The following is a 23925-nucleotide window of genomic DNA, read 5'->3' as shown; positions in this document are numbered from 1 at the left end:
CTCCATCGTGTCAGGCGCCGGAACGGGGTACCAGGTGAGGGTTACCAGGTGGCTTCGCGGATGTAGTCGCCGATCTGGCGCAGCGACCGCGTCGCCTCGGAAACCAACGGCGCCGCGAGCTGGAAGACGTGCATCTGGCCCGGCCAGACGTGCACCTCGACGGGCACACCTGCGGCGGCGAGCCGACGAGCGGCCTTGCGCGCGTCGCTGACCAGCACTTCGGAGCCCGACACGTGGATCAGCGTGCGTGGCAGGCCAGGTTCGATGTGGTCGAGCGGCTCGTAGACCTCTTCGGGTTTCCCGTCGACCATGTGCCGCCCTGCCGCCTCGCGGACCAGGTCCACGAGCGCATAGAACGCACGCGGCGGGAACATCGCGTCGCTGTGGATGTTCGGATGATTGGCCCGGGTCTCGTTGTCGACCTCGAACAGCGGCGACATCGTCACCAATGCGGCCGGGATCTCGCCTTCCAAGCCTTCGCGCTGAAGCTTTTCGGCGAGCGCCAAGGCCAGGTAGCCGCCTGCGGAGTCGCCGGCCAGCACGATTTGATTGGGTTCGTAGCCCTTCAGCCGCAACCACTTGTAGGCGTCGTAGCAGTCATCGAGCGCCTGACCGACGGAGTGCTTGGGGATCATCCGGTAGTTGACCACCAGCACCGGGCAGTCGGCGTTCCCGGACAGCGCCGTGACGAGGCGACCGTGGGAGTTCACGCCACACGTCAGGAAGGCCCCGCCGTGCATGTAGAGGATCACGCCGCGCTTACCGTCGGCGGGCAGCACTCCGGCGGCCCGAACCAACTGCGCGGTGCATTTTGGCAAAGAAATCGTGGCGCGGACTGTGCCGGGAGCGGGGCGCATGACGCGGGAGACCACGTCGACCAAACCCCAGGGCCAAGGCAGTCGCGGAGCGTAGCTACCGATAGCTAGCGTCGGCCGAATAGTTAGCAGAGCGGCGAGAGAAGTCAGCCGTCCCGCCAGGCTTGGGCCGTCCTCGACCACCTCGACAGGCGCCCCGTCGCTGACCGGAAACTTGCGCGGTTTATGGGCTTTAGCAGGTATTACGCCAAGACTTGACGCCTTGGCCACCTTGCTGGGTGCCGTCATCGCCACCCCTTTCACGCCTTTGTAGAGCCCGGGCTCGCCGTTTGCTTAAGCGGTACCGATACCTTAGCTTGACACGCTCTACCTGTTCCAACAATCAACGATTCGATTTCGATACCGGACTTGATACCGCACTGTGATCCGTTGACACCTGTCGCCACACTGATATCCCAGAAAATCCCTTCTAAACTATTCGCGTGGGCATTCGTGCACCGCGTCGGACGACGAAAATCGCCCTGGCGGCCGCGGCCACGCTCGCATCGTCGGGCTCCGCGTATGTCGGGGCCCGTAATTTGTTGACCGGGCAGGCTGACAAAGCCCGTCGCGTCATTCCGAAGGCCTGGGACATCCCCCCGCGCGCCGACGGCGTCTATCACCCCGGCGGCGGACCCGTGGAGCGGTGGCATCGCGACGTGCCGTTCGACCTGCATTTGATGGTTTTCGGCGACTCGACCGCCACGGGATACGGCTGTCGCAACGCCGACGAGGTGCCGGGCGTACTCCTCGCCCGCGGACTCGCCGAGGTGTCGGGGGAGCGAATCAGACTGAGTACAAAGGCGATCGTGGGCGCGACGTCGAAAGGCCTGTCCGGGCAGATCGACGCCATGTTCGTCGCCGGTCCCCCGCCGGACGCGGCGGTCATCATGATCGGGGCGAACGACATCACCCGTCCCAACGGCATCGGGCCGTCGGCGCGGCGTCTGGGCAGAGCCGTTGAGCGGTTGCGGGCCAGCGGCACCGTCGTCGTCGTGGGTACCTGCCCGGATTTCGGCGTGATCACCGCCATCCCGCAGCCGTTGCGCTGGGTGGCGCGCAGTCGCGGGCTGCGACTTGCGAGGGCGCAAGCGTCGGCCGTGCGCGCCGCGGGCGGGGTTCCCGTTCCGTTCGCCGATCTCCTTGCGCCCGAGTTCCGCAAGGCTCCCCATGAGCTCTTCAGCGACGACATGTTCCATCCGTCGTCCGCTGGTTATGCGTTGGCGGCCAAGCAATTACTGCCCGCGCTGTGTAATGCGTTGGGCGAGTACATCGATGGAGCCCAGCCAGAAGATGCGCTCGAACCGCGCAACGCGGAAGGTAGCTCGTTGCTGACTCGGGTCGGCAACGTCAGCAGGCTGTGGCGCCGTTCGACCGGGGTCCCCGCGCCCGTGGTCGTGCCTGCGAGCTAGGTTGCTCCTAGCCGTCAATTCAAGGAGTTCACATGGCTGAAGCCGTCATCGTCGCCACTGCCCGCTCGCCGATCGGCCGCGCCGTCAAAGGATCGCTCGCCACGATGCGCCCCGACGACCTGGCGGCGCAGATGGTTCGCGCGGTATTGGACAAGGTCCCGGCACTTGATCCCAGGGACATCGACGACCTCATGATGGGTTGCGCGCAGCCTGCAGGCGAGGCCGGATACAACATCGGGCGGGCGGTGGCTGTCGAACTCGGCTACGACTTCCTGCCCGGCACCACGGTCAACCGCTACTGCTCGTCGTCGCTGCAGACCACCCGGATGGCGTTTCACGCGATCAAGGCCGGTGAGGGCGACGTGTTCATCTCCGCGGGCGTCGAGACGGTGTCGCGGTTCGGCATCGGCGCCGCCGACGGTGCGCCGAATTCGAAGAACCCGTTGTTCGACGAGGCCCAGGCGCGAACGGCCAAGCAGGCAGAGGGTGCCGACGAGTGGCACGATCCGCGCGAGGACGGCCTGCTGCCCGATGTGTACATCGCGATGGGACAGACCGCCGAGAACGTCGCCAACTACACCGGGATCAGCCGCGAGGAGCAGGACCACTGGGGCGTGCGGTCGCAGAACCGCGCCGAGGACGCCATCAAGAGTGGCTTCTTCGAGCGGGAGATCGTGCCCGTAAAGCTGCCCGACGGCACGATCGTCACGACCGACGACGGCCCGCGCGCGGGCACCACGTATGAGGCCGTGTCGCAGCTGAAGCCCGTGTTCCGGCCGAACGGCACGATCACCGCGGGGAACGCATGCCCGCTGAACGACGGCGCGGCCGCGGTCCTGATCATGAGCGATACCAAGGCCAAGGAGTTGGGTCTGACGCCGTTGGCGCGCATCGTGTCGACGGGCGTGAGCGGGTTGTCGCCGGAGATCATGGGTCTGGGTCCGATCGAGGCGATCCGCAAGGCATTGGACAAGGCGGGCAAGACGATTTCGGATATCGACCTGGTCGAGATCAACGAGGCTTTCGCGGTGCAGGTGCTGGGGTCCGCGCGGGAACTCGGCATCGACGAGGACAAGCTCAACGTATCGGGTGGTGCGATCGCGCTGGGGCATCCGTTCGGTATGACGGGCGCGCGCATTACGGCGACGCTGTTGAATAACCTTGCGACATATGACAAGACGTTCGGCATCGAGTCGATGTGTGTCGGCGGCGGCCAGGGTATGGCGATGGTGGTGGAGCGCCTCTCCTAGCCTTCTGGCGTTGGCTCTGCGTCCATGGCGCAAAATCTCGGTAAAACAGCGCCCTCAGCGCAGAGTCAACGTGCTGGCCGCTCCCATGCGCGCCGCAGCCGGTCCAGCACCTCGGGTGCTCGGTGTTCTTTCATGACGCGGACCACTTTCCACCCGATGTCGTTGAGAAACTCAGTACGTCGGATGTCGTAGGCGATTCGCTTCGGGTCATCCCAGTGCTGCCCGCCGTCGTACTCGAGCGCGAGCATCAGGTCCTTCCACCCCATGTCGAGGTAGTAATTCCGTCCATCGGGACGGGGCACCGCAATCTGCGTCTGCGGTCGCGGGTATCCAGCGCGAATAACCAACAGCCGCAACCAGGTTTCCTTTGGCGACTCAGCACCATCGTCCATCAGATCGAGCGCCGCCTCGAGCTGACGCAGCCCTCGAGTGTGAGGGTGTTCGGCGGCAAGATCGTTCACATCACACGGCTTGAACCGCGTTGCGGCTGCGAGCGCATCGAGCCGGGCGATCGCGGTATCAACAGGACCGCGCCGGCCGAGATCGAACGCCGTCCGCGCCGCTGTAGTGACACGCAGATCCTCGATGCGTCCGACCTCGTCGGGAAGTAACAGAGCGTCTCGGGTCACCACGCCCTTCGGGGATCGCGCATTCCGCCAAATCAACTCGACAACCGAATCGTCATCGATCCACTTCGCACCGTGTATCGCCGAGGCCGCCAGGCCGGAGACGACAGCTTGGCGTCCCGACCACAAATACGCGGCGGCTATCCGCTGTCGAAACGACGTCTCGATCCGCCTGTCTAGGTACACGTTTGGCATGACTGCGCGGTAGTAGCGGCGCAACTGATACCGAGTCACGGCACCGGACGCCAGTGCACTGGTTCCAAGGAATGGCTCGTCCATACGCCGCAGACTGGATGCTGCTGCCGACGCGTTCACCGTTCACTCTGCGGCCACGGCGCGATTCTGTGGATGAACTAGTGCTTGTGCGCAGAGTCAACGCAAACCGCAAAGCAAAAGGCCCGGCACATTTCGTGCCGGGCCTTTCGCAGGGGCTGCTAGTCGCTGTTGAACATACTGAGCAGCCAGAGGATCTCGGTGTACAGCCACACCAGCGTGACGGTCAGGCCGAGGGCGATGCCCCAGGCGGCCTTCTCCGGCGCACCGGCCCGAATCGCCTGGTCGGCCTGGTCGAAGTCCAGCAGGAAGCTGAACGCCGCGATGCCGATGCAGAGGATCGAGAACAGGTACGCGAACGGGCCACCGTCACGCAGCGGGCCCAAACCGTCCATGAAGAACGACGCCACCAGGTTGCCCAGCGCCAGGACCACCACGCCGAACAGCGCGGCCACCAGGAAGCGGGTGAACTTCGGCGTCACGCGAATGGCGCCGGTCTTATAGACCACCAGCATGCCGAAGAACACGCCGAACGTACCGAGGATGGCCTGGCTGATCAGCGAGCCGGCGCTGACGCCCTGCACCATCCAATTGGCCACGATGTAGGAGAACGCGCCGAGGAACAGGCCCTCGAACACCGCGTAGGCCAACACGATTCCGGGGTTGTCCTGCTTGCGACCGAACGTCGCGACCAACACCATCGCCAGGCCACCGAGCATGCCGACCAACCACAGCGGCATGGCCAGCGCCAGGTTCTGCGCGACGACGAAGTAGGTGCCCGCGGCGACGGCCGCCAGCACGGCCAGCGTGATGCCGGTCTTGGTGACGACGTCATCGATGGTCAGCGGCCGGGCGACGCCTGCCTGCCGCTGCTCGGGGTACTGGGTGATGTAAGGATCGGCCTGTACCGCCTGCGCGCCGTAGCCGGCGGCTCCGGTACCGAATTGCGCATAGCCGCCCTGACCCTTGGGCAGGGAACGAAATACCGGGTTGCTGGACTCCCGCACCGTCGGTTCCTCTCTGATGCTTTGGTTCGACTCGTTGACGAACATTCGCTCAACGACTGGCGACGCTGATGGGTTCCCGAACAGAACCTCCCAGGGTCTTCACAGGAAACCCTACCCGGCGAAGCCCAAAGCGAGTTGACGATCTAGATTGCATTCCGTGGACGAAAACGAGGATGTCCTAGTAAACGCACAGCAAGGCGTCGGCCTGATCACCCTCAATCGGCCCAAGGCCATCAACTCGCTGACGCATCCGATGGTCAACGCAATAGCTCCCGTGCTGACCGACTGGGCGGCCGACGACGACATTCGGGCCGTCCTGGTCGACGGCGCCGGTGAACGCGGACTTTGCGCCGGTGGCGACATCGTCGCGCTGTATCACAGCTGCCGCGGCCCCAACCAGGGCAAAGAGGCGCGGGAATTCTGGTACGACGAATACCGGCTCAACGCCCAGATCGGCCGCTTCACGAAGCCCTACGTGGTCCTGATGGACGGCATCGTGATGGGCGGCGGCGTCGGCATCGGCGTGCACGGCAACGTCCGCATCGTCACCGATACGACGAAGATGGCGATGCCCGAGGTCGGCATCGGCTTCATCCCCGACGTCGGCGGCACGCTCTACCTATCACGGACGCCGGGCCTGCTCGGCCTGCACGCCGCGCTTACGGGCGCACCGTTCGGCGGCGGCGACGCGATCGCGATGGGCTTCGCCGACCACTACGTGCCCCACGACGCGCTCGAGGACTTCAAGCGCATCGTCATCGCCGACGGCGTCGACGCCGCCGTCGCGGCGTATGCCACCGAACCCCCGCCGAGTCAGTTGCTGGCCCAGCGGGACTGGATCGACCAGTGCTACTCCGGCGACACCGTCGCCGACATCCTCGCGGCGCTGCGCGACCACGGCGAGGGCCCGGCCAAGGACGCCGCCGATCTGATCGCCACCCGGTCGCCGATCGCGCTGTCCGTCACGCTGGAGGCGGTCAGACGCGCCGCGAAGCTCGCGACCCTGGAAGACGTTCTGCGCCAGGAGTATCGGACGTCGAGCGGAGCGGCGCGCAGCCACGACTTCGTCGAGGGCATCCGTGCCCAGGTCGTCGACAAGGACCGCAACCCGAAATGGTCGCCGGACTCGCTGGCGGCCGTGACCACTGCCGACGTCGAGGCATACTTCGCGCCGGCCGACCGCGAATTGGAGTTCTCATGACGAGCTACGAAACCATCCTCGTCACGCGCGACGACCGTGTCGGCACCATCACGCTGAACCGGCCGAAGGCGCTCAACGCCCTCAACAGCCAGGTGATGAACGAAGTCGTCGCGGCCGCAGCCGAATTCGACAACGATCCCGGCATCGGCGCGATCATCGTCACCGGCAGCGGTGAGAAGGCGTTCGCGGCGGGTGCGGACATCAAGGAGATGGCCCAGCTCTCGTTCGCCGATGTCTTTTCCTCCGACTTCTTCGCGGCCTGGGGGAAATTCGCCGCCACCCGCACGCCGACCATCGCGGCGGTCAACGGCTACGCGCTCGGCGGCGGCTGTGAACTGGCCATGATGTGCGACATCCTGATCGCCGCCGACACCGCGAAGTTCGGTCAGCCCGAGATCAAACTCGGCGTGCTCCCGGGTATGGGCGGCTCGCAGCGGTTGACGCGCGCCATCGGCAAGGCCAAGGCGATGGACCTGATTCTCACCGGACGCAACATGGACGCCGAGGAGGCCGAGCGCGCCGGCCTGGTCTCTCGCGTCGTGCCCGCCGACGCCCTCCTCGACGAGGCGAACAAGGTCGCCACGACCATCGCCGGGATGTCGCTCTCGGCGGCGCGGATGGCCAAGGAGGCCGTCAACCGGGCGTTCGAAACGACGCTCGCCGAAGGACTGCTCTATGAGCGCAGGCTCTTCCACTCCGCTTTCGCCACCGAGGACCAGACCGAGGGCATGAACGCGTTCACCGAGAAGCGCACACCGAACTTCCGCCACCGTTAATCTGCGTGGGTGACAGACACCGCTGAGGCCGTCGAGGACGCACCGCCGCAGGAGGAAGCGCCACCCAAGCGTCCGTGGTGGGTGCGTCACTACACCTTCACCGGAACGGCACTGGGCCTGGTCTTCATCTGGCTGTCCCTGACGCCGTCGCTGCTGCCGCGCGGGCCGTTGTTCCAGGGCATCGTCAGCGGTGCCGCGGGCGCGATCGGCTACGGCCTCGGCGTGTTCGCGGTATGGCTGTGGCGCTACATGCGATCGAAGGACACCAGTCCGCCGGCACCGCGCCGGGCCTGGCTTGGGCTCTTGGTCGTCGGGGCCGTCGGCATGCTCCTGATGATCTTCTACTTCCACCGCTGGCAGGACGAGGTGCGCGACCTCAACGGCGTAGCGCGCCTGGAGTTCTGGGACTACCCGTGGTGTGCGTTCCTGTCGATCGTGGTGCTGTTTATCTTCGTCGAGATCGGTCAGCTCATCGGCAGACTCGTACGTTTTCTGGTGCGCCAGCTCAATCGCGTTGCACCGCCCCGTATCTCGGCAGTTATCGTCGTTGCCCTGCTCCTCGCCCTGAGCATCGCGCTGCTCAACGGTGTCGTGGTGCGTTTCGGCATGAGCGCTCTGAACAAGACGTTCGCGGCGGCCAACGACGAGACCGATCCGGAGTTCGGACCGCCGACGTCGCCGTTGCGTTCGGGCGGGCCGGGCTCGGCGGTCACGTGGGAATCGTTGGGTCATCAGGGGCGGGTGTTCGTCTCGGCGGGCCCCACGGTCGAGGAGCTCACCGAGTTCAACGGCAAACCCGCCATGGAGCCGATCCGGACCTATGCGGGACTGCACTCCGCCGACGGCATCAAAGCGACCGCCGCACTGGCGGCCCAGGAGTTGCAGCGCAAGGGCGGTCTCGATCGTGAGGTGGTCGCCGTCGCCACCACGACCGGCACCGGCTGGATCAACGAGGCCGAGGCGTCGGCGCTGGAGTACATGTACAACGGCAACACGGCGATCGTGTCCATGCAGTACTCGTTCCTGCCGAGCTGGCTGTCGTTCCTCGTCGACAAGGAGAACGCGCGACAGGCCGGTCAGGCGCTGTTCGAGGCTGTCGACGGGCTGATTCGCGAGATGCCCGAGGCGGAGCGGCCACGACTGGTGGTGTTCGGTGAGAGCCTGGGCTCGTTCGGCGGCGAGGCGCCGTTCCTGGCTCTCAACAACCTCATCGCCCGCACCGACGGCGCGCTGTTCTCCGGCCCGACCTTCAACAACACGATCTGGACCCAACTGACCCGCAACCGCGACGCGGGCTCGCCGGAGTGGCTACCCATCTTCGACAAGGGTGAGAACGTCCGCTTCGCCGCGAGGTCGGAGAACCTCAACCGGCCCGACGATCCGTGGGGCCATCCGCGGGTGGTGTACCTGCAGCATGCGTCCGACCCCATCGCCTGGTGGAACCCGGATCTGCTGTTCGCCGAACCGGATTGGCTCAAGGAACCACGCGGATACGACGTGTCGGGGCGCATGCAGTGGATCCCGATCGTGACGTTCCTTCAGGTGTCCGCGGACATGGCGGTGGCGGTTGACGTGCCCGACGGCCACGGCCACGTCTACGTCAAGGACGTCGCCAACGCCTGGGCGGACATCCTCCAGCCGCCGGGCTGGACGCCGGAGAAGACGGAGAAATTGCGGCCGCTGCTCAGCAACGACGAAAACGCTTAGACCAGAACGCCTTCGGCCTTCAGCGCGTGATAGCCGCCGATGATGTCAGTGGCGCGGTGCAGACCCAGATCGAGCAGAGACGCCGCGGCCAGGCTCGAGGTGTAGCCCTCAGAGCACAGCACGACCCATTCGACGTCGTCGTCCACGGCCTGCGGCAGTCGGGCGTCGCTCGTCGGGTCGCAGCGCCACTCGAGCACGTTGCGTTCGATCACCAGTGCCGCCGAGACCTCACCCTCACGCTCGCGCTGGGCGTGCGGCCGGATGTCGACCAGGATCGCGCCGCGGGCCAACGCAGTGGGCACTTCCTGTGCGGTCAGTCTGCGCAGCCGGGCACGGGCGTCGTCCAGGATGCGGTCGATGCGGCTAGCCTCCGAGACTGACGTCATCCTTCCGGCTCATCGGTGAGTTCAGTACGGTTGCGGCGCAGCGTTTTTCGCGGTGTCACCTCGTAGTAGGACATCGCGGTCAACGGCGGCGAGTAGGCGTGCACGCTCAGAGTCGGGACGATCGGCGCCGAGGTGTCCCGGTCGGGCGCCCACACCACGTCGTGCACCCAGCCGAGCGGAAACGCCGCCTGATCCCCGGCGGTGAGGCGTCGATGCCTGAGCGTCTGGCCGTCCCAACGGGTTTCCTGCAGCGCACCGGACACCACGGTCAATGCGCCGAGGGAGCCACCGTGGTCGTGCAGCTCGGTCGAACGATCCGGGACCCAGCTGATGAGCCAGACGTCGAGCTCGTCTTCGCCGTGCAGCCGGGTGAACCAGCGTTCGGTCGTCGGTAGCCCACCCGCGGGCAGCAGGCGGTCGTAGCGGCCGGAAAGCACGTCATCGGCGTAGCGGTCGGTGGCATGCAGCAGATCGGGCGGGCGCAGTCGGGTCGGCAGCGAGATGGCGGTAACCATGCGAACTCCAGGAGTGACGGACGGACAGGGGCAGGCGCGTCAGGCGCAACAGTCCCTGCGGCAGATGCGCACGTCTCCGGTCGTCACGGCCGCAAGTCTGGCACGAAGACAGGTGGCTGAAGTCCGACGACGCACGAACCCATACCAGCGCGGATGGAAGCCGCTGTTCAGGGAGTGGTTTGTCGGGCCCGCAGCTAGATTCACGGTGAGCCGAAGTGCACGGGTGCGACGATCCGCGTGCGAGGCATTGCCTAGATTGACTGGCATGGGCAGGCACTCTCGACACGCCGTCGACGCGGCGGCGGTCATGATCGTCGCCTTGGCCGTGGGCACCGGGTGCTCGTCCGGAATCGGGAGCGAGCCAGCCACGCCGTCGCCGGCCGAGACGACCACGACGGCATCGAAGACCACGGAAACCCAAGACACCCCCACCGCGGCCCCCGGCGAGGTCGCCGTATCCCCGGACGGTGTCACCACGGCCGTCGGAGCTCCCGCGGACTCCACGGAGGACGAGTACTTCAAGGCGTGCACGGCCGCGCGCGACTGGATGCAACAGCAGGGCGGTGACCTCAAGGCGCAACTCGAGCCGTATCTGAAGAATGTGCAGACCTCCGACGCACCAGGCCCGGGCACGTTTGACATCCCGTGGTCCCAGCTGCCTCCGCAGCGCCAGGCCGCAGTGATCGTGGCAGCTCAGGCTGCTGCCGACGCACTCTGCGGTTAGGCGCAGAATGGCCTTATGGCTGGCAAGCGAGTCGCCCTTGCCCTCGGCAGCGGAGGGGCTCGCGGGTACGCCCACATCGGCGTCATCGACGAACTGCAGGACCGCGGTTACGAGATCGTCGGCATCGCGGGATCGTCGATGGGTGCGCTCGTCGGAGGCCTGCAAGCGGCGGGCAAGCTCGACGATTTCGCCGACTGGGCGAGGTCGCTGACCCAGCGCTCCATACTTCGACTTCTCGATCCGAAGATCACGGCCGCCGGGGCGTTGCGCGCCGAGAAGATCCTCGACGCGGTCCGCGACATCCTCGGCGAAGTGAAGATCGAGGAGCTTCCGATCCCCTATACGGCGGTCAGCACCGACCTGCTCTCGGGGAAGTCGGTGTGGCTGCAGCGCGGGCCCGTCGACCACGCGATCCGGGCGTCGATCGCGATCCCGGGAGTGATCGCACCGCATGTGCTCGACGGCCGGCTCCTGGCCGACGGCGGCATCCTCGACCCGCTGCCCATGGCGCCGATAGCCGCCGCCAACGCCGATCTCACGATCGCGGTGAGCCTGGCCGGCAGCGAGGCGGGTGGCGAGGAGCCCGAGGACTCCGAACCCAGGCCCACCGCGGAATGGCTGGGACGTGTGTGGCGCAGTACGACCGCGCTGTTCGACGCGGCCCAGTCCGATGAGGCCGAGGACAAACTCATCGAACCCCAGAAGGAGGTGCCACGGCTCGGCAGCTTCGAGGTGATGAACCGGACGATCGACATCGCGCAGGCGGCGCTGGCCCGTCACACCTTGGCGGCATATCCCCCCGATGTGTTGATCGAGGTGCCGCGGACCGCGTGCCGCAGCCTCGAGTTCTACCGCGCAAGCGAAGTCATCGACATCGGCCGCGAACTTACGGCGACGGTGCTCGACGGGTTGGAGAAGCCCGAGACCGCCTCTGCCAAAACGTGATTCAGCGACCGATGAAGTCGGCGACCTCTGCCGCCACCCGCCTGCCCTGCTGACGCCCCGCCAAGGCGGACGGCACTCGGCATGCGGGATCGAGCGGGTTCGGACCGAAGGCCGCCAGCGCCTCGTCGTCGGCGAACACCGCATACGTCGCGCCGGCGAACGCCTCGATCTCGGCGGCAGTTCCGTCGCCGAACGGTGACGGCGATGACTTGCCTTGCGGCACAAGGACGACGGCTGCATCGCAGTCGGCAGCCAGGGACATGTTGACGGTGCTGCCGACTCCGCCGTCCATGTAGCGCCGGTCGCCGATCGTAACCGGCGGCCAGGCACCGGGTACGGCACAGCTGGCGGCCACCGCGTCGACGAGGCTGACCCCCGACGATGCGTCGAAGGACACGAGTTCGCCTGTCGCGGTGTCGATCGCGGAGATACGCACGTCGCGCTCCGGCCAATCGTGGCTCGGCAGCCGGTTGGCGATCACATCGCGCCGGACGGACTCGGGGACGGTCTCGGCCGACAGCGCGATCGCACCGATCTTCTGCAGCTTCTGAGTGGTCGTCGCGCCCGGCTGCAGCATGGCGGCGACGAACAACTCGGTGATCTCGTCGACACCGATCCTCGGGCTGAGCTCGGTCGACGTCGCCGCGGTCTGCCGTTCGAACAACTCGTCAAGACCGAGCCCACTGACGAGCTGGGCGGCGACCGTCGACCCCGCCGACGTTCCCACGAGGACCTCGGTGTTCAGCAGCGCTTCCGCCGTCGCTGGTGATTCGTCGGCGATGCCACGCAGAATGCCTGTCTCCCACGCAATACCGGCCAGCCCACCACCGGCGAGCACCAGCGCCCGTTTCGTCGTCACGGCTGCGAGTGTGCCAAACGCCGCGGTACCGGCCGGTTCGCGGGTCCGCGCGGGCGTTAAGGTCGAGCCATGATGCCCGGTAGGGGTTTCGTCACCGCCGTCGTCACCGCCATCGGCGCCGCCGCGGTGATCCTCGCGAGCTGTCCGGCCGTGCTCGCCCAGCCTCCCGCACCACCTGCGCCGATCATCCCGTCGCCCGTCCAGCCGGCCAACGTCGGCGACCTCAAGCGCGAGGCCGTCGCGTACTACGACAGCGGTGCCTACCTGACGAACCTGCAGCAGGCCGCCGCGCCCGCGATCGCGTGGATCAACGAGCAGGCCCCGCGCGTCGCCCGCCCGGCGGTGGTGTTCGACGTCGACGAAACCGCGTTGTCGAACTGGGAAGCCATCAAGGCCAACGACTTCGGCCGTTTCGGCACCGGGCCGTGCGACCAGCTGCCCGAGGGACCCTGCGGCTGGCTGGCATGGGACCTGAGCGGGCGGTCGACGATGATTCCACCGACGATGGACGTCTTCAACACTGCGAAAGAGCGCGGCGCGACGATCTTCTTCATCACCGGCCGCGATGAATCTCAGCGCGCCTCCACCGAACGTAATCTGCTGAACACCGGCTACGCCGGATATGAGCGTCTGATCATGGAACCGACTGGCGCCCACTATGTTTCCGCCGCTGACTTCAAGGCGCCGCAGCGGGCCGCGATCGAGGCGGAAGGTTACACGATCATCGCCAACATCGGGGATCAGCCATCCGACCTCGCCGGTGGTTTCGCCCAACAGACCTACCTGCTTCCGAATCCCTTCTACCGCATCCCCTAGGAGTGACATGGTCGACACAATGCGGGCGCAGCGCTTCTATGCCGACTCGAAGACCATTGCGGTGGAGGATGTTCCGATACCGGAGCCCGGGCCCGGCGAGGTCTTGGTCAAGGTCGCGTTCTGCGGCATCTGCCACTCCGACCTCAGCCTTATCAACGGCACCTTCCCGGCAATGCTGCCCGTGGTGACCCAGGGTCATGAGGCGTCGGGCACGATCGCCAAGCTCGGACCCGACGTCACCGGCTGGAAGGAGGGCGACCGCGTGGTCGTCGCGGCTGGCCGCCCGTGCATGGGATGTGTGAACTGCCGCCGCGGCGACGTGACCAACTGCCTGGCCATCCAGTTGATGGCGTTCGCCTACGACGGCGGATGGGCGGAATACACCGTCGCGCAGGCGTTCGGCCTGACCCGGGTTCCCGACAACGTCCCGTTGGAGCAGGCGGCCATCCTGGCCGATGCGGTGTCGACGCCGTTCGGCGCGGTGGTGCGCACCGGCAAGGTCGGCATCGGGGAATCGGTCGGTGTGTGGGGCGTCGGCGGCGTCGGTACCCACATCGTGCAACTCGCGCGGCTGGTCGGCGCCGTGCCGGTGATCGCCGTCGACATCAAACCCGAAGTGCTCGAACGCGCGCTCGCCCTGGGCGCCGACCACGCGTTCGACGCGCGCGACGATCGACTTGGCGAAAAGATCGCCGACGTGACAGGGGGCCGCAAGCTCGACGTCGCCTTCGACGCGGTCGGCCTGAAGTCGACGTTCGAACAGGCTCTCGACAGCCTGACGGTGGGCGGCCGGCTGGTCGCCGTCGGAATGAGCGCCGAATCTCCGACCGTCGGACCGACCAGCATGTTCGGGCTGACGCAGAAACACGTGCTGGGCCACCTCGGCTACCAGAACGTCGATATCGCCACCTTGGCGACATTGGTTTCGACTGGGCGCCTGGACATCTCGCGTTCGATCAGCGACATCGTCGCACTCGATGACGTCAGCGTCGGCATCGAGCGGCTGGAACGGCAGGAGGGCAACCCGATCCGCATCCTGGTTCAGCCGTGACGGGGGCGCTGGCCGGCCGCGTCGCGCTGCTGACCGGCGCGTCCGGCGGCATCGGTAAGGCGATTGCGCGCCGGCTCGCCGACGAGGGTGCCGATCTGTGCCTGTCCTACGGGCGCAACGCCGACGACGCCGAGGTGGCCGCGGCCTACGCCCGCGAACTGGGCCGCCGGGTGACCGTCGTCGCGGCTGACCTGTCCGATCCCTCGGCGGCCGCTGACCTCGTCGCGCACGCCAACGCGGAGCTGGGCCCCGTCGACCTGCTCGTGGCCAATGCGGGTACGGCCGACGTAAAGGGTTGGCGCAAAATCGATCTGGCGTCCTGGAATGCGACGCTGGCGGTCAACCTGACCTCCCCGTGGTTGTTGGCGCAGCAGGTGCTGCCCGCGATGGTCGAGCGCAAGTACGGGCGCATCCTGTTCATCTCGTCGGTCGCCGCCCTGACCGGCGGTGTGGTCGGCGCCCACTATGCGGCGAGCAAGGCGGGACTGCATGGCCTCATGCACCACCTGGCACCGCGCGTCGCGGCCGACGGCGTCACGGTCAACAGCCTGGCGCCAGCCCTGGTGGGCGAGACGAAGATGTTTCCGGCCGACCTGGAGACCGGCACTCCCCCGGTCCCGATCCCCGTCGGCCGCATCGGTCGTCCCGACGAGGTTGCCGACATGGCAATCGCCATGCTGCGCAGCGGTTATCTGACCAACAAGGTCATCACCCTCGACGGCGGCATCCTGCCGCGCGATTAGCTCAGTGCAAACGGGGGCGACCATGTCCGATTTGCAGTCCTATGACCGAGATTGCACTCATGGCTGTTGATCGGCGAGACGACCCTGTGTTCAATCTCGGCCGTAGGACCCCAATAGGCAACGTCCGGTCCGGCCCTCGATACGAGCTAGCTCAGCGCGGGCGCGGCCTTACCGCTGATCAACGGTAGGTCCAGGTACGTGGCGATCCCGGGCGCTGCGGCGCAGACGGCAGGCACCGAGTTCACGCAATGCGCTGCGGTGCCGACGATGCCGTATTCCGGCCCCTCGCCACCGACGGCGGACTGGAAGCCTTTCACCGTGATCGAGATGTCGGGATTTCCCTGGATCTCCATCTCGTACCGCTGCCCTTCGGGGCCGAATGTCCATGCGGGATCGAGCTTTTCCTCGCCCATCAGCCAGTTCACGGTGACGCGGACGACGACCTTGTCGCCGACGAGCGCCTCCCAGTGGAACTTGCGGCCTGCGACCTGGCCGGGCTCGATCACGCCGATCGGCGATTCGATCGGACCCGTGGCGACCGCGATCTCCTGTGACGAGCGCACTTTCGGATCGGCGTTGAAGCCGACCTTGTCGACGATCATCTTCACGGCCTGGATGAAGCCCCCGTCGAGCAGCTTCTGCATCGGTCCGCTGAGAGCCTTGTCGGGAACCTCGCCGAAACCCATGACATGGCGCACGACGTCGGGCGCTTCATACGTGCGCAGGTCGGAGAACTCCTCGGCACGAACGAATGTCACACCGGTCGAGAACGCCGAGAACAGCAGCGGAAACTTCTCGCTGATGCCGCCGGGCGCCATTCCGGTGCCGTGCAGCGTCGCATTACCCTCGAGCGCCGCATCGCGAAGGGCCGCCGACTGCCGCTCGCTGGGATAAACCCACCCGACCGGGGTCACCACGTTCTTCCCGGAACGCAGCAGGGCGGCGACCTCGTCGGGGTTGGGCAGCAGCGGCGAGTAGATGACCGCGTCGGCGTCCAGCGCGAGGATTTCGTCGACGCTGTTGGTCGCCGTGACGCCGATCGGCTCGCCACCGATGAGCTCGCCGACGTCCTTGCCCGCCTTGTCCGCCGAGTGCACCCAGCAGCCCACGATTTCGAGGTCAGGATGCTCGAACACGCCCTTGATGGCGGCGACTCCGACACCACCCGTCGCCCACTGCACGACCTTCAGAGCCATACCGCCTCCTTAAAAACTAGAACACGTTCTATTCCGGTCTACACCACTTCTCGCCCCGTGGGGGTGACAATTGGCGCGATGGCTTCGATCAAGATCGGATTCGGCGTGCTGGGGCCCCTGCAGATGACGGCCGACGGCGCGCCGATCACGCTGGGCACCCCCAAACTGCGGGCCGTGCTGGCGATGCTGGTGATGAATCGAAACCGGCCGGTGTCGATCGATGCCCTGATCACCGCGGCGTGGGAGGAGGGGCCGCCGCCGGAGGCCAGGGCCAGCCTGCACTCCTACATCTCCAATCTGCGCAAGCTGATCAGCGCAGCGGGCGCGGATCCGAAGACGATGTTGGTCAACGCCCCACCCGGATACCGGCTCAACGTTCCCGACTCCGACTGCGATATCGGCCGATTCGTGGCCGAGAAGGCCGCCGGGGTGCACGCCGCCGCGGCGGGCCGCTTCGAGGAGGCCAGCCGCCACCTGACCAACGCACTGGCCGAGTGGCGCGGCCCCGTCCTCGACGACCTGCGTACCTTCCAGTTCGTCAATGTGTTCGCCACGGCGCTCACGGAAGACAAGGTGGTGGCGCACACCGCCCGTGCCGAAGCCGAAATCGCTTGCGGGCGTGCGTATGCCGTGATCGGCGAGCTCGAGAGCCTGACGGTGGAGTACCCGTACCGCGAGCCGTTGTGGGCGCAGCTGATCACCGCCTACTACGCGGCCGAACGCCAGTCCGAGGCGCTGGACGCCTACCAACGGCTGAAGTCGACGCTGGCCGAAGACCTGGGCATCGACCCGGGGCCGACCGTCCGTGCGCTGCACGAAAAGATCCTGCGGCAGGAGTCGTTGGACCTCAAAGGCGCCGCGAAGACCACGGCGGTACACCAGATCAGCGACATCGACATGCGGACCTCGGTCCAATCGACGGCGGCGCTGGCGACGCTGCGGTCGGCGGCCGGACCCGCCTATCCGTTGACGGCGACGGCCACCAGGATCGGGCGGCTCTCCGATAACGACATCGTGCTCGACGACAGCAATGTCAGCCGTCATCACGCTGTGATCATCGATACCGGAACCAGCTTCGTCATCACCGATCTGCGCTCGGCCAACGGCATTGACGTGCGGGGAGAGCGGATTCGGGGCACCGCGACGCTGGGCGACGGCGACAAGATCCGCATTTGCGATCACGAGTTCACGTTCGAGATCGAGCCGCGCTCGGCGTAGTGCGGCATTAGGGTGTGTTTGCCCGGCAAGACACCCCCTGAGGAGAGGCCCCCGGTGAGCGACGCCGAAAAGGAGTCACGCGTTGGTACGCAGATCGGCCCGTACCGACTGCGTCGGCTGCTGGGCAAGGGCGGCATGGGAGAGGTCTACGAGGCCGAGGACACTGTCAAGGACCGCATCGTCGCGCTGAAGCTGTTGCCCGAGTCGGCGTCCAACGATCCGGTCTTCCGTAAGCGGCTGCAGCGCGAAGCGCATTCGGCCGGACGGCTGCAGGAACCCCATGTCGTCCCGATCCACGACTACGGCGAGATCGACGGGCTGCTCTACGTCGACATGCGCATGATCGAGGGCCAAGACCTTCGCAAGATGCTCAAGGCGTACGGGCCGTTGACGCCCGCGCGGGCCGTGGCGATCGTGCGGCAGATCGCGTCGGCGCTCGACGCGGCGCACGAAAGCGGAGTGATGCACCGCGACGTCAAGCCCGAGAACATCATCATCACCCGCGACGACTTCGCGTACCTGGTCGACTTCGGCATCGCCAACGCCGCCACCGACGAGAAGCTCACCGAACTCGGCACGGCGGTCGGCACATACGCCTATATGGCTCCCGAGCGGTTCACCCGCGATGAGGTCACCTACCGCGCTGACATCTATGCGTTGGCGTGCGTGCTGCACGAATGCCTCACTGGTGGTCAGCCGTATCCCGGTGACAGCGTCAGCGTCATCATCACCGCGCACCTGATGCACCCCATCCCCAAGCCCAGCGTGGAACGGCCGGGAATTCCGGGCAGATTCGACGAGGTGATCGCCCGCGGCATGGCGAAGAAGCCGGAGGATCGCTACGCCAGTGCGGGTGATCTGGCGGCGGCCGCAACCGCTGCGCTGACCCATCAGGAGCAGGATCAGGCGGCGACCATCCTGCAGCGCAGCGAGGCCGCGACCAGGCCCGTGCCGCCGACGCCGTTGCCCACCCCGCCGCCTTACTCGGTGTCTCACACGCCGCCGCCGGGGTCACCGCCGACGCCGGGGTCTTACCCCGTCGCACAGCCACCCCCGCCGCCGTCGGGCCCTCGACCCGCGGCGTTCCACACCGGTCCCCCGCCGAGTGGGCCGATCGGGCCGCCGAGCGGGCCCATGTGGTCGGCCACACCGCCGCCCCCCGGTCCGCCGTCGTCGGGTGGGTCGAAGGTTCCGTGGATTCCGCTGGCGGCCGTCGCCGCGGTGTTCGTGCTGGTCCTCGGTGGCCTCGGGATCTGGTGGATCGTCGGCGGGAACGACTCGTCGACGTCGGGCATGGGTACGTCGGACACCAGCACGACGACAATGACCAGCGAACGGACCACCAGGCGCACGCCACGCACGACGACGCCGACACAGAATCCGGACTCGTTCGAAGCGAAGCTGATGGCGGCGCTGCCGCGCGGCTACGACGCCGGTGTGTGCGAGCCGGCGAGCCCGCCCGCGACGGGCGCCCTTGCGACCGTCGACTGCGGTCCGGCGTCACCCGAGGGCGGCCCCGAGAATGCCCGGTATTCGCTGTTCGCCGACCAGGCCGCCCTGGACCGGGCCTTCGACGACTCCGTCGCCGCGAACTCGGACCTGGTGCCGTGCCCCAACAGCAACGCCGATTCGCCGACGACGTGGCACTACACCGAGACGCCGGACAAGGTCGAGGGCCGGATCGCCTGCGGCGTTTTCAACGGCCGCCAGGACGTGACATGGACCTACAACGAGAAGCTGTTGATCGGCGATGCGCAGGGCCCGGACCTCGCCGGCCTGCACGAGTGGTGGCTGAAGTTCGCCTGAAATAGCGGTTTCGGCGTGCTGGGTCTCGCTCAGCGTGACTGAGCACGCCGAAACCGCCAAGAAGCCGCCAAGAATCTGACAAGGATCCATCAAGGCCGCTATCCGACTCTGATGTCGACCCGGAAAACCACCGGACGGAATCGACATCAGGAGTCCACATGTTCGCTCGCAACGGAGTCACCAAGTTCGCCGGCACCGCCATCGTCGCGGGTGCGCTCGGACTGGCCGCTTTCACCGCCGCAGGCACCGCCAGCGCGATGAGCTCGGCTGACGACAACTTCCTCGCCGATCTCAGCGCCGAGGGCATCGGCTACGACAGCCCGCAGAGCGCGATCTACGCCGCCCACGACGTCTGCACCGCCATCGACGGCGGCGCCGACCCCGTCGACCTCGGCCTGGAGATCAAGGGCGAGACGGACCTGACCACCGACCAGGTCGCGACGTTCGTCGTCTCCGCGGTCCACAACTACTGCCCCGAGTACCGGACGATCTTCGGATAACTCCCCTCCCGCCACGCGGGGGCCTCGCTGCGGCGGCGGGGCCCCCGCGTCCTCACTTCGGCCGATAGGCGGTCTAGACAGTTCCCTCGCCATGTGTTTCTGTCGTTTCGCAGACACAGCGAAGGGACTTGGGCATGGCAACCGCAGGAAAAGGCCGCGTATTCGTCGTCGGCGTCGGAATGACGAAATTCGAGAAACCAGGCCGCCGCGAAGGCTGGGACTACCCCGACATGGCTCGCGAGTCGGGCACCAAGGCGCTCGAGGACGCCGGTATCGACTTCTCCGACGTGGAGCAGGGCTTCGTCGGGTACTGCTCGGGCGATTCGACGTCGGGCAACCGGGCCCTCTACGAACTGGGCATGACGGGCATCCCGATCGTCAACGTGAACAACAACTGCTCGACGGGCTCGACGGCGTTGTTCCTTGCCGCGCAGACGATTCGGGGTGGACTGGCAGACTGCACCATCGCGCTCGGCTTCGAGAAGATGCAACCCGGTTCGCTGCAGGCCGGCGCCCAGGATCGCGAGTCGCCGCTCGGACGTCACATCAAGGCACTGGCCGAGATGGAGGAGTTCGCATTCCCGGTCGCGCCGTGGATGTTCGCCGCGGCAGGCCGCGAACACATGCGCCAACACGGTTCCACCGCAGAGCATTTCGCGAAGATCGGCTACAAGAACCACAAGCACTCGGTCAACAATCCGTACGCGCAGTTCCAGGAGGAGTACACCCTCGACGACATCCTGGCGGCGAAGATGATCTCCGACCCGGTGACCAAGCTGCAGTGTTCGCCGACCTCCGACGGCTCGGGCGCGGCGATTCTCGCCAGCGAGGCGTTCGTCGACAAGCACGGATTGGCGGGACAGGCCGTCGAGATCGTCGGCCAGGCGATGACCACCGATTTCGAGTCGACGTTCGACGGCAGCGCCAAGAACATCATCGGCTACGACATGAATGTGCAAGCCGCGCACAAGGTTTACGACCAGTCAGGGCTGGGGCCGTCCGACTTCCAGGTGATCGAGCTGCACGACTGCTTCTCGGCCAACGAACTGCTGCTGTACGAGGCGCTGGGACTCTGCGGCGAGGGCGAGGCGCCCAAGCTCATCGACAACAACGACACCACCTATGGCGGTCGCTGGGTGGTCAACCCGTCGGGCGGGCTGATCTCCAAGGGTCATCCGCTGGGTGCCACCGGCCTGGCGCAATGCGCCGAGCTGACGTGGCAGCTGCGCGGTACCGCCGACAAGCGGCAGGTCGACAACGTCAACGCCGCCCTGCAGCACAACATCGGGCTGGGCGGTGCGGCAGTTGTGACCGCTTATCAGCGCGCCGAGCGCTGATGGGCGACAATGGGCCGATGCGGACCACATTGATAGTCGCGACCGGAGCTCTCGCTGTCTGCGCGCTGACGGCCTCGGCCGGCCCCGCGTCGGCCGACGACGGCAAATCTGCGCAGGACACGATCCAGGAGCTGCAGAAGGAGGGGTACACGGTGACGATCGACAAGATCGGCACCGCCCCGCTGTCGGAATGCGTGGTCACCAGCGTCCGGAACCCGCACCAGTTCACCCAGTTGGTACCGCTTCTCGGGGGCGGCCCTGACGGCGGAGTGCTGTTCCCACAGGTGACGAGCCAGCCCGTCTCGGTGTCGCTGGATTGCTCACGCCGCAACTGATTTCGAACCGTTGAAGAAGCCCGGCCGGATTCGTCCGGCCGGGCTTCTTTTCAAGAGGGTCAGCGCCGCGAGCAATCGGCGGTGACGGTGATGTTGCGTTGGGCGACCACCTCGATCAGATCATCGCCGCGACGCACCAATTCGGTTCGGTTCCTGACGTTTCCGATATCGGTGACGACGCACTGGTTCAGCGGCAGGCTGCCGATGCGGTTGACCTTCACGTCGAAGCCCTGTGCTTCGAGCGTTGAGATGGTCAGCTGTGCGGACTCCTGGGCCGACGCAATGGCGGCGGGCAGCGTGATCAGTCCGCACGCCGCAGCGGCGAGTCCCGTCAGGATCAAAAGCGTTGCGCGCATTGTCGCGCTCCCTTCGTCTTTCGTGTTGGCCCCTGTGGCCTTCACGCCGTACGACGGGACACCCCTCAACGGGGTTCAACGCAATTTCGAAAAACTTTTCCCGACGCCGAAATCCCCAGCTGCGCGAAGGGGACTAGGCCGGGGCGGGAACCCGCTCCTCGCGAGTGGCGTGGTCGTCGTCGACCATCGTCAGCTCATCGAACGGAGCATCACCGCGCAGCACGGTGTTCACCCGGTCGCGGTCGATGGTCTTCGTCCACGAGCCGACGAGGATGGTCGCGACGGCGTTACCGGAGAAGTTGGTCAACGCGCGAGCCTCGGACATGAACCGGTCGATGCCGACGATCAGTCCGACGCCGTCGAGCATGTCGGGACGGTGGCTCTGCAGGCCGCCCGCCAGCGTGGCCAGCCCGGCGCCGGTCACCCCGGCGGCGCCCTTGGACGCGACGATCATGAACACCAGCAGGCCGATCTGCTCCGGCACCGACAGCGGATCGCCGAGCGCACCCGCGATGAACAGCGAGGCCATGGTCAGGTAGATCGCAGTGCCGTCCAGGTTGAACGAGTAGCCGGTCGGCACGACCACGCCAACTGTGCCCCGCTCGACGCCGAGGTGCTCCATCTTGGCGATCAGCCGCGGCAGCGCGGACTCCGACGACGAGGTCGACACGATCAGCAGGTACTCCCGCGCCAGATAACGCACCAGCTTGAATATCGACACCCCGGAGACCACACGCAGGATCGTGCCCAGCACACCGAAGACGAACACGATGCACGTCACGTAGAAGCCGAGCATCAGGCCGAGCAGTTGTGTCACGGCGGTCCACCCGGTCTGGCCGACGACGTTGGCGATCGCACCGAACGCGCCGATCGGGGCCAGCCACAGGATCATCACGAGAATCTTGAAGACGAGCTTCTGCAGGTACTCGATGCCGCGCAGGATCGGTTCGCCCGTGCTGCCCATCGCCTGCAACGCAAAGCCGACGAGCAGCGCGACGAACAACGCCTGCAGCACGCTGCCCGCGGTCAGCGACGCGAACAGCGTGTCCGGAATGATGCCCCGCACGAAATCCATGAGACCGCCTGCCTCGTGGGCGGTTTCGGCCAGCTCGGCACCCTTGCCCGCCGCGCTCTCGGTGAGCTTCATCCCGGTGCCGGGATGCAGGATGTTGCCGACCACAAGTCCGATCGCGAGCGCGAAGGTGGACATGACGAGGAAGTACACGAACGCCAACCCGCCGACCTTGCCGACGGTCGCGGCCTTACGTACCGATCCGATGCCCAACACGATCGTGCAGAAGATCACCGGCGCGATCATCATCTTGATCAGGTCGACGAACATCGTCCCGAGGACGCCGACGCTCTTGCCGACGTCGGGCGCCAGGATTCCGACCGCGACTCCGGCGAACACCGCGACGATCACCGCGATGTAGAGCCAGTGGGTGCGGTCCCGCTTGCGGGGTGGATCCGCCGCGGGTTGCGTGTGGTCGAGGACGGTCATGACTACCTCCGGGTCGGCAATGGACTGTAGATAGCGTCGAGGAGAACGTGAGCCAGGTCACGCTTTAGTTCATTTAGTTCCGACGAGCACCGATGAGCACAATGCGCAAAAGCCGCTGGATTGCGCATACTGCGGCTTGTGCGCACAAGCGCGCCACTCCGGCAGCCAGTCCCTACCTTCGGTTTCGGGCACTTCACCGAAATGCCGACAACACGACAACACCGAAGGAGAAATTGACATGAAGAAGAACATCGCCCGTTTCATCGTGGCTCCAATTGCCGCCGCAGGAATCGCGGCGGGCGCCCTGGGAATGGCCGCGGTCGCCAGCGCGAATGACTCCGTGCAGGCCGTGCCAAACCTCATGTCGTCGCACACCGGACCTGCGCATCAGCACAGAGGACTGAGCCAAGGCAAGGGTGAGGTTCACGCGACGAATGCGGGCGGTCTGATGCGGATCGTGGCTACGGGCGGCTGACCGAGCCGGATCCCGCCGGCCGATTCGGCCGCTCGGCCGGCGGCGGACTGCTTTCA

The 23925-nt window shown here is 66.5% G+C and carries 25 protein-coding genes; 16 read left to right on the top strand and 9 right to left on the bottom strand.

The window, feature by feature from the left end:
* Nucleotides 1-41: 41 nt before the first annotated feature.
* Nucleotides 42-1103 carry an alpha/beta hydrolase gene (locus G6N43_RS08850; protein WP_083149184.1) on the bottom strand — a complete coding sequence of 354 codons (1062 nt, stop codon included), beginning with the start codon at nt 1101-1103 and terminating at the stop codon, nt 42-44.
* 194 nt (nt 1104-1297) lie between these two features.
* Between G6N43_RS08850 and G6N43_RS08845 the strand changes: the two genes are divergently transcribed.
* Together G6N43_RS08845 and G6N43_RS08840 are read left to right on the top strand one after the other, a co-directional pair.
* Complete coding sequence (locus G6N43_RS08845; RefSeq protein ID WP_083148884.1) at nt 1298-2266, top strand: SGNH/GDSL hydrolase family protein; 969 nt, start codon at nt 1298-1300, stop codon at nt 2264-2266.
* Nucleotides 2267-2298: 32 nt separating this feature from the next.
* Nucleotides 2299-3516 (top strand): acetyl-CoA C-acetyltransferase, encoded by a 1218-nt coding sequence (locus G6N43_RS08840; RefSeq protein ID WP_083148885.1) that lies wholly within the window; start codon nt 2299-2301, stop codon nt 3514-3516.
* Between the two features lie 65 nt (nt 3517-3581).
* On the opposite strand, the gene G6N43_RS08835 is transcribed toward G6N43_RS08840, so the two are convergent.
* Nucleotides 3582-4421 (bottom strand): endonuclease domain-containing protein, encoded by an 840-nt coding sequence (locus G6N43_RS08835; RefSeq protein ID WP_083148886.1) that lies wholly within the window; start codon nt 4419-4421, stop codon nt 3582-3584.
* A gap of 155 nt (nt 4422-4576) precedes the next feature.
* On the bottom strand, nt 4577-5422 hold the full coding sequence (locus G6N43_RS08830; RefSeq protein WP_083149185.1) for a Bax inhibitor-1/YccA family protein: 846 nt from the start codon (nt 5420-5422) through the stop codon (nt 4577-4579).
* Between the two features lie 157 nt (nt 5423-5579).
* Here G6N43_RS08830 and G6N43_RS08825 point away from each other — a divergent pair, with 157 nt between their 5' ends.
* The 3 genes from G6N43_RS08825 to G6N43_RS08815 are packed head-to-tail and all read left to right on the top strand — an operon-like array spanning nt 5580 to nt 9106.
* Nucleotides 5580-6623 (top strand): enoyl-CoA hydratase/isomerase family protein, encoded by a 1044-nt coding sequence (locus G6N43_RS08825; RefSeq protein WP_083148887.1) that lies wholly within the window; start codon nt 5580-5582, stop codon nt 6621-6623.
* Complete coding sequence (locus G6N43_RS08820; RefSeq protein WP_083148888.1) at nt 6620-7399, top strand: enoyl-CoA hydratase; 780 nt, start codon at nt 6620-6622, stop codon at nt 7397-7399. Before G6N43_RS08825 ends, G6N43_RS08820 begins: the two co-directional genes overlap by 4 nt.
* Before the next feature lie 9 nt (nt 7400-7408).
* On the top strand, nt 7409-9106 hold the full coding sequence (locus G6N43_RS08815; protein ID WP_083148889.1) for an alpha/beta hydrolase: 1698 nt from the start codon (nt 7409-7411) through the stop codon (nt 9104-9106).
* Here the strand turns inward: G6N43_RS08815 and G6N43_RS08810 are convergent.
* Nucleotides 9103-9492 carry a rhodanese-like domain-containing protein gene (locus tag G6N43_RS08810; RefSeq protein ID WP_083148890.1) on the bottom strand — a complete coding sequence of 130 codons (390 nt, stop codon included), beginning with the start codon at nt 9490-9492 and terminating at the stop codon, nt 9103-9105. The two genes, G6N43_RS08815 and G6N43_RS08810, sit on opposite strands and share 4 nt — an antisense overlap.
* On the bottom strand, nt 9489-10007 hold the full coding sequence (locus tag G6N43_RS08805) for a cysteine dioxygenase (RefSeq protein WP_083148891.1): 519 nt from the start codon (nt 10005-10007) through the stop codon (nt 9489-9491). The genes G6N43_RS08810 and G6N43_RS08805 overlap by 4 nt, the downstream gene beginning before the upstream one ends.
* A 265-nt stretch (nt 10008-10272) precedes the next feature.
* Here G6N43_RS08805 and lpqV point away from each other — a divergent pair, with 265 nt between their 5' ends.
* Together lpqV and G6N43_RS08795 are read left to right on the top strand one after the other, a co-directional pair.
* On the top strand, nt 10273-10731 hold the full coding sequence (lpqV, locus tag G6N43_RS08800) for a lipoprotein LpqV (RefSeq protein WP_083148892.1): 459 nt from the start codon (nt 10273-10275) through the stop codon (nt 10729-10731).
* A 15-nt stretch (nt 10732-10746) separates the two neighbouring features.
* Nucleotides 10747-11676: a patatin-like phospholipase family protein gene (locus G6N43_RS08795; RefSeq protein ID WP_083148893.1), complete on the top strand. Its 930-nt coding sequence runs from the start codon at nt 10747-10749 to the stop codon at nt 11674-11676.
* 1 nt (nt 11677) lies between these two features.
* On the opposite strand, the gene G6N43_RS08790 is transcribed toward G6N43_RS08795, so the two are convergent.
* On the bottom strand, nt 11678-12535 hold the full coding sequence (locus tag G6N43_RS08790) for a patatin-like phospholipase family protein (RefSeq protein WP_083148894.1): 858 nt from the start codon (nt 12533-12535) through the stop codon (nt 11678-11680).
* Nucleotides 12536-12604: 69 nt separating this feature from the next.
* Between G6N43_RS08790 and G6N43_RS08785 the strand changes: the two genes are divergently transcribed.
* From G6N43_RS08785 to G6N43_RS08775, 3 genes are read left to right on the top strand one after another with little or no spacing between them, the layout of a single operon-like run.
* Nucleotides 12605-13351, top strand: coding sequence for an HAD family acid phosphatase (locus G6N43_RS08785; RefSeq protein ID WP_234809961.1), 747 nt, complete (start codon nt 12605-12607; stop codon nt 13349-13351).
* A 7-nt stretch (nt 13352-13358) separates the two neighbouring features.
* Nucleotides 13359-14402 (top strand): zinc-binding dehydrogenase, encoded by a 1044-nt coding sequence (locus G6N43_RS08780; RefSeq protein WP_083148895.1) that lies wholly within the window; start codon nt 13359-13361, stop codon nt 14400-14402.
* The gene (locus tag G6N43_RS08775; RefSeq protein ID WP_083148896.1) at nt 14399-15145 is read left to right on the top strand and encodes an SDR family NAD(P)-dependent oxidoreductase; all 747 of its coding nucleotides are present in this window, start codon (nt 14399-14401) and stop codon (nt 15143-15145) included. The genes G6N43_RS08780 and G6N43_RS08775 overlap by 4 nt, the downstream gene beginning before the upstream one ends.
* 146 nt (nt 15146-15291) lie before the next feature.
* Here the strand turns inward: G6N43_RS08775 and G6N43_RS08770 are convergent, their stop codons facing one another.
* Nucleotides 15292-16341, bottom strand: a complete 1050-nt coding sequence (locus tag G6N43_RS08770; protein WP_083148897.1) for an NAD(P)H-dependent amine dehydrogenase family protein — start codon at nt 16339-16341, stop codon at nt 15292-15294.
* Between the two features lie 78 nt (nt 16342-16419).
* Between G6N43_RS08770 and G6N43_RS08765 the strand changes: the two genes are divergently transcribed.
* The 5 genes from G6N43_RS08765 to G6N43_RS08745 all read left to right on the top strand — a co-directional run bounded on the left by G6N43_RS08765 (nt 16420) and on the right by G6N43_RS08745 (nt 21537).
* Nucleotides 16420-17559 (top strand): BTAD domain-containing putative transcriptional regulator, encoded by a 1140-nt coding sequence (locus G6N43_RS08765; RefSeq protein ID WP_083148898.1) that lies wholly within the window; start codon nt 16420-16422, stop codon nt 17557-17559.
* A 54-nt stretch (nt 17560-17613) separates the two neighbouring features.
* On the top strand, nt 17614-19365 hold the full coding sequence (locus G6N43_RS08760) for a serine/threonine-protein kinase (protein WP_083148899.1): 1752 nt from the start codon (nt 17614-17616) through the stop codon (nt 19363-19365).
* A gap of 158 nt (nt 19366-19523) precedes the next feature.
* Complete coding sequence (locus tag G6N43_RS08755; RefSeq protein WP_083148900.1) at nt 19524-19865, top strand: DUF732 domain-containing protein; 342 nt, start codon at nt 19524-19526, stop codon at nt 19863-19865.
* Nucleotides 19866-19999: 134 nt separating this feature from the next.
* The gene (locus tag G6N43_RS08750) at nt 20000-21202 is read left to right on the top strand and encodes a lipid-transfer protein (protein ID WP_083148901.1); all 1203 of its coding nucleotides are present in this window, start codon (nt 20000-20002) and stop codon (nt 21200-21202) included.
* A gap of 17 nt (nt 21203-21219) precedes the next feature.
* Nucleotides 21220-21537 carry a hypothetical protein gene (locus G6N43_RS08745; RefSeq protein ID WP_083149187.1) on the top strand — a complete coding sequence of 106 codons (318 nt, stop codon included), beginning with the start codon at nt 21220-21222 and terminating at the stop codon, nt 21535-21537.
* Nucleotides 21538-21596: 59 nt separating this feature from the next.
* On the opposite strand, the gene G6N43_RS08740 is transcribed toward G6N43_RS08745, so the two are convergent.
* Both G6N43_RS08740 and G6N43_RS08735 read right to left on the bottom strand, forming a co-directional pair.
* Complete coding sequence (locus G6N43_RS08740) at nt 21597-21893, bottom strand: hypothetical protein (protein WP_083148902.1); 297 nt, start codon at nt 21891-21893, stop codon at nt 21597-21599.
* A gap of 133 nt (nt 21894-22026) precedes the next feature.
* Entirely contained in the window at nt 22027-23394 is a 1368-nt protein-coding gene (locus G6N43_RS08735) for a cation:dicarboxylate symporter family transporter (protein ID WP_083148903.1), read from the bottom strand.
* Nucleotides 23395-23632: 238 nt separating this feature from the next.
* On the opposite strand from G6N43_RS08735, the gene G6N43_RS08730 reads away from it, so the two are divergent.
* On the top strand, nt 23633-23869 hold the full coding sequence (locus G6N43_RS08730; protein ID WP_083148904.1) for a hypothetical protein: 237 nt from the start codon (nt 23633-23635) through the stop codon (nt 23867-23869).
* The last annotated feature ends 56 nt before the right edge of the window (nt 23870-23925 follow it).

This window comes from Mycolicibacterium moriokaense (genome assembly GCF_010726085.1).
Taxonomy (GTDB): domain Bacteria; phylum Actinomycetota; class Actinomycetes; order Mycobacteriales; family Mycobacteriaceae; genus Mycobacterium; species Mycobacterium moriokaense.
Note: the sequence above shows the minus strand (reverse complement) of the source record. Positions and strands in the feature narration are given on the sequence as shown.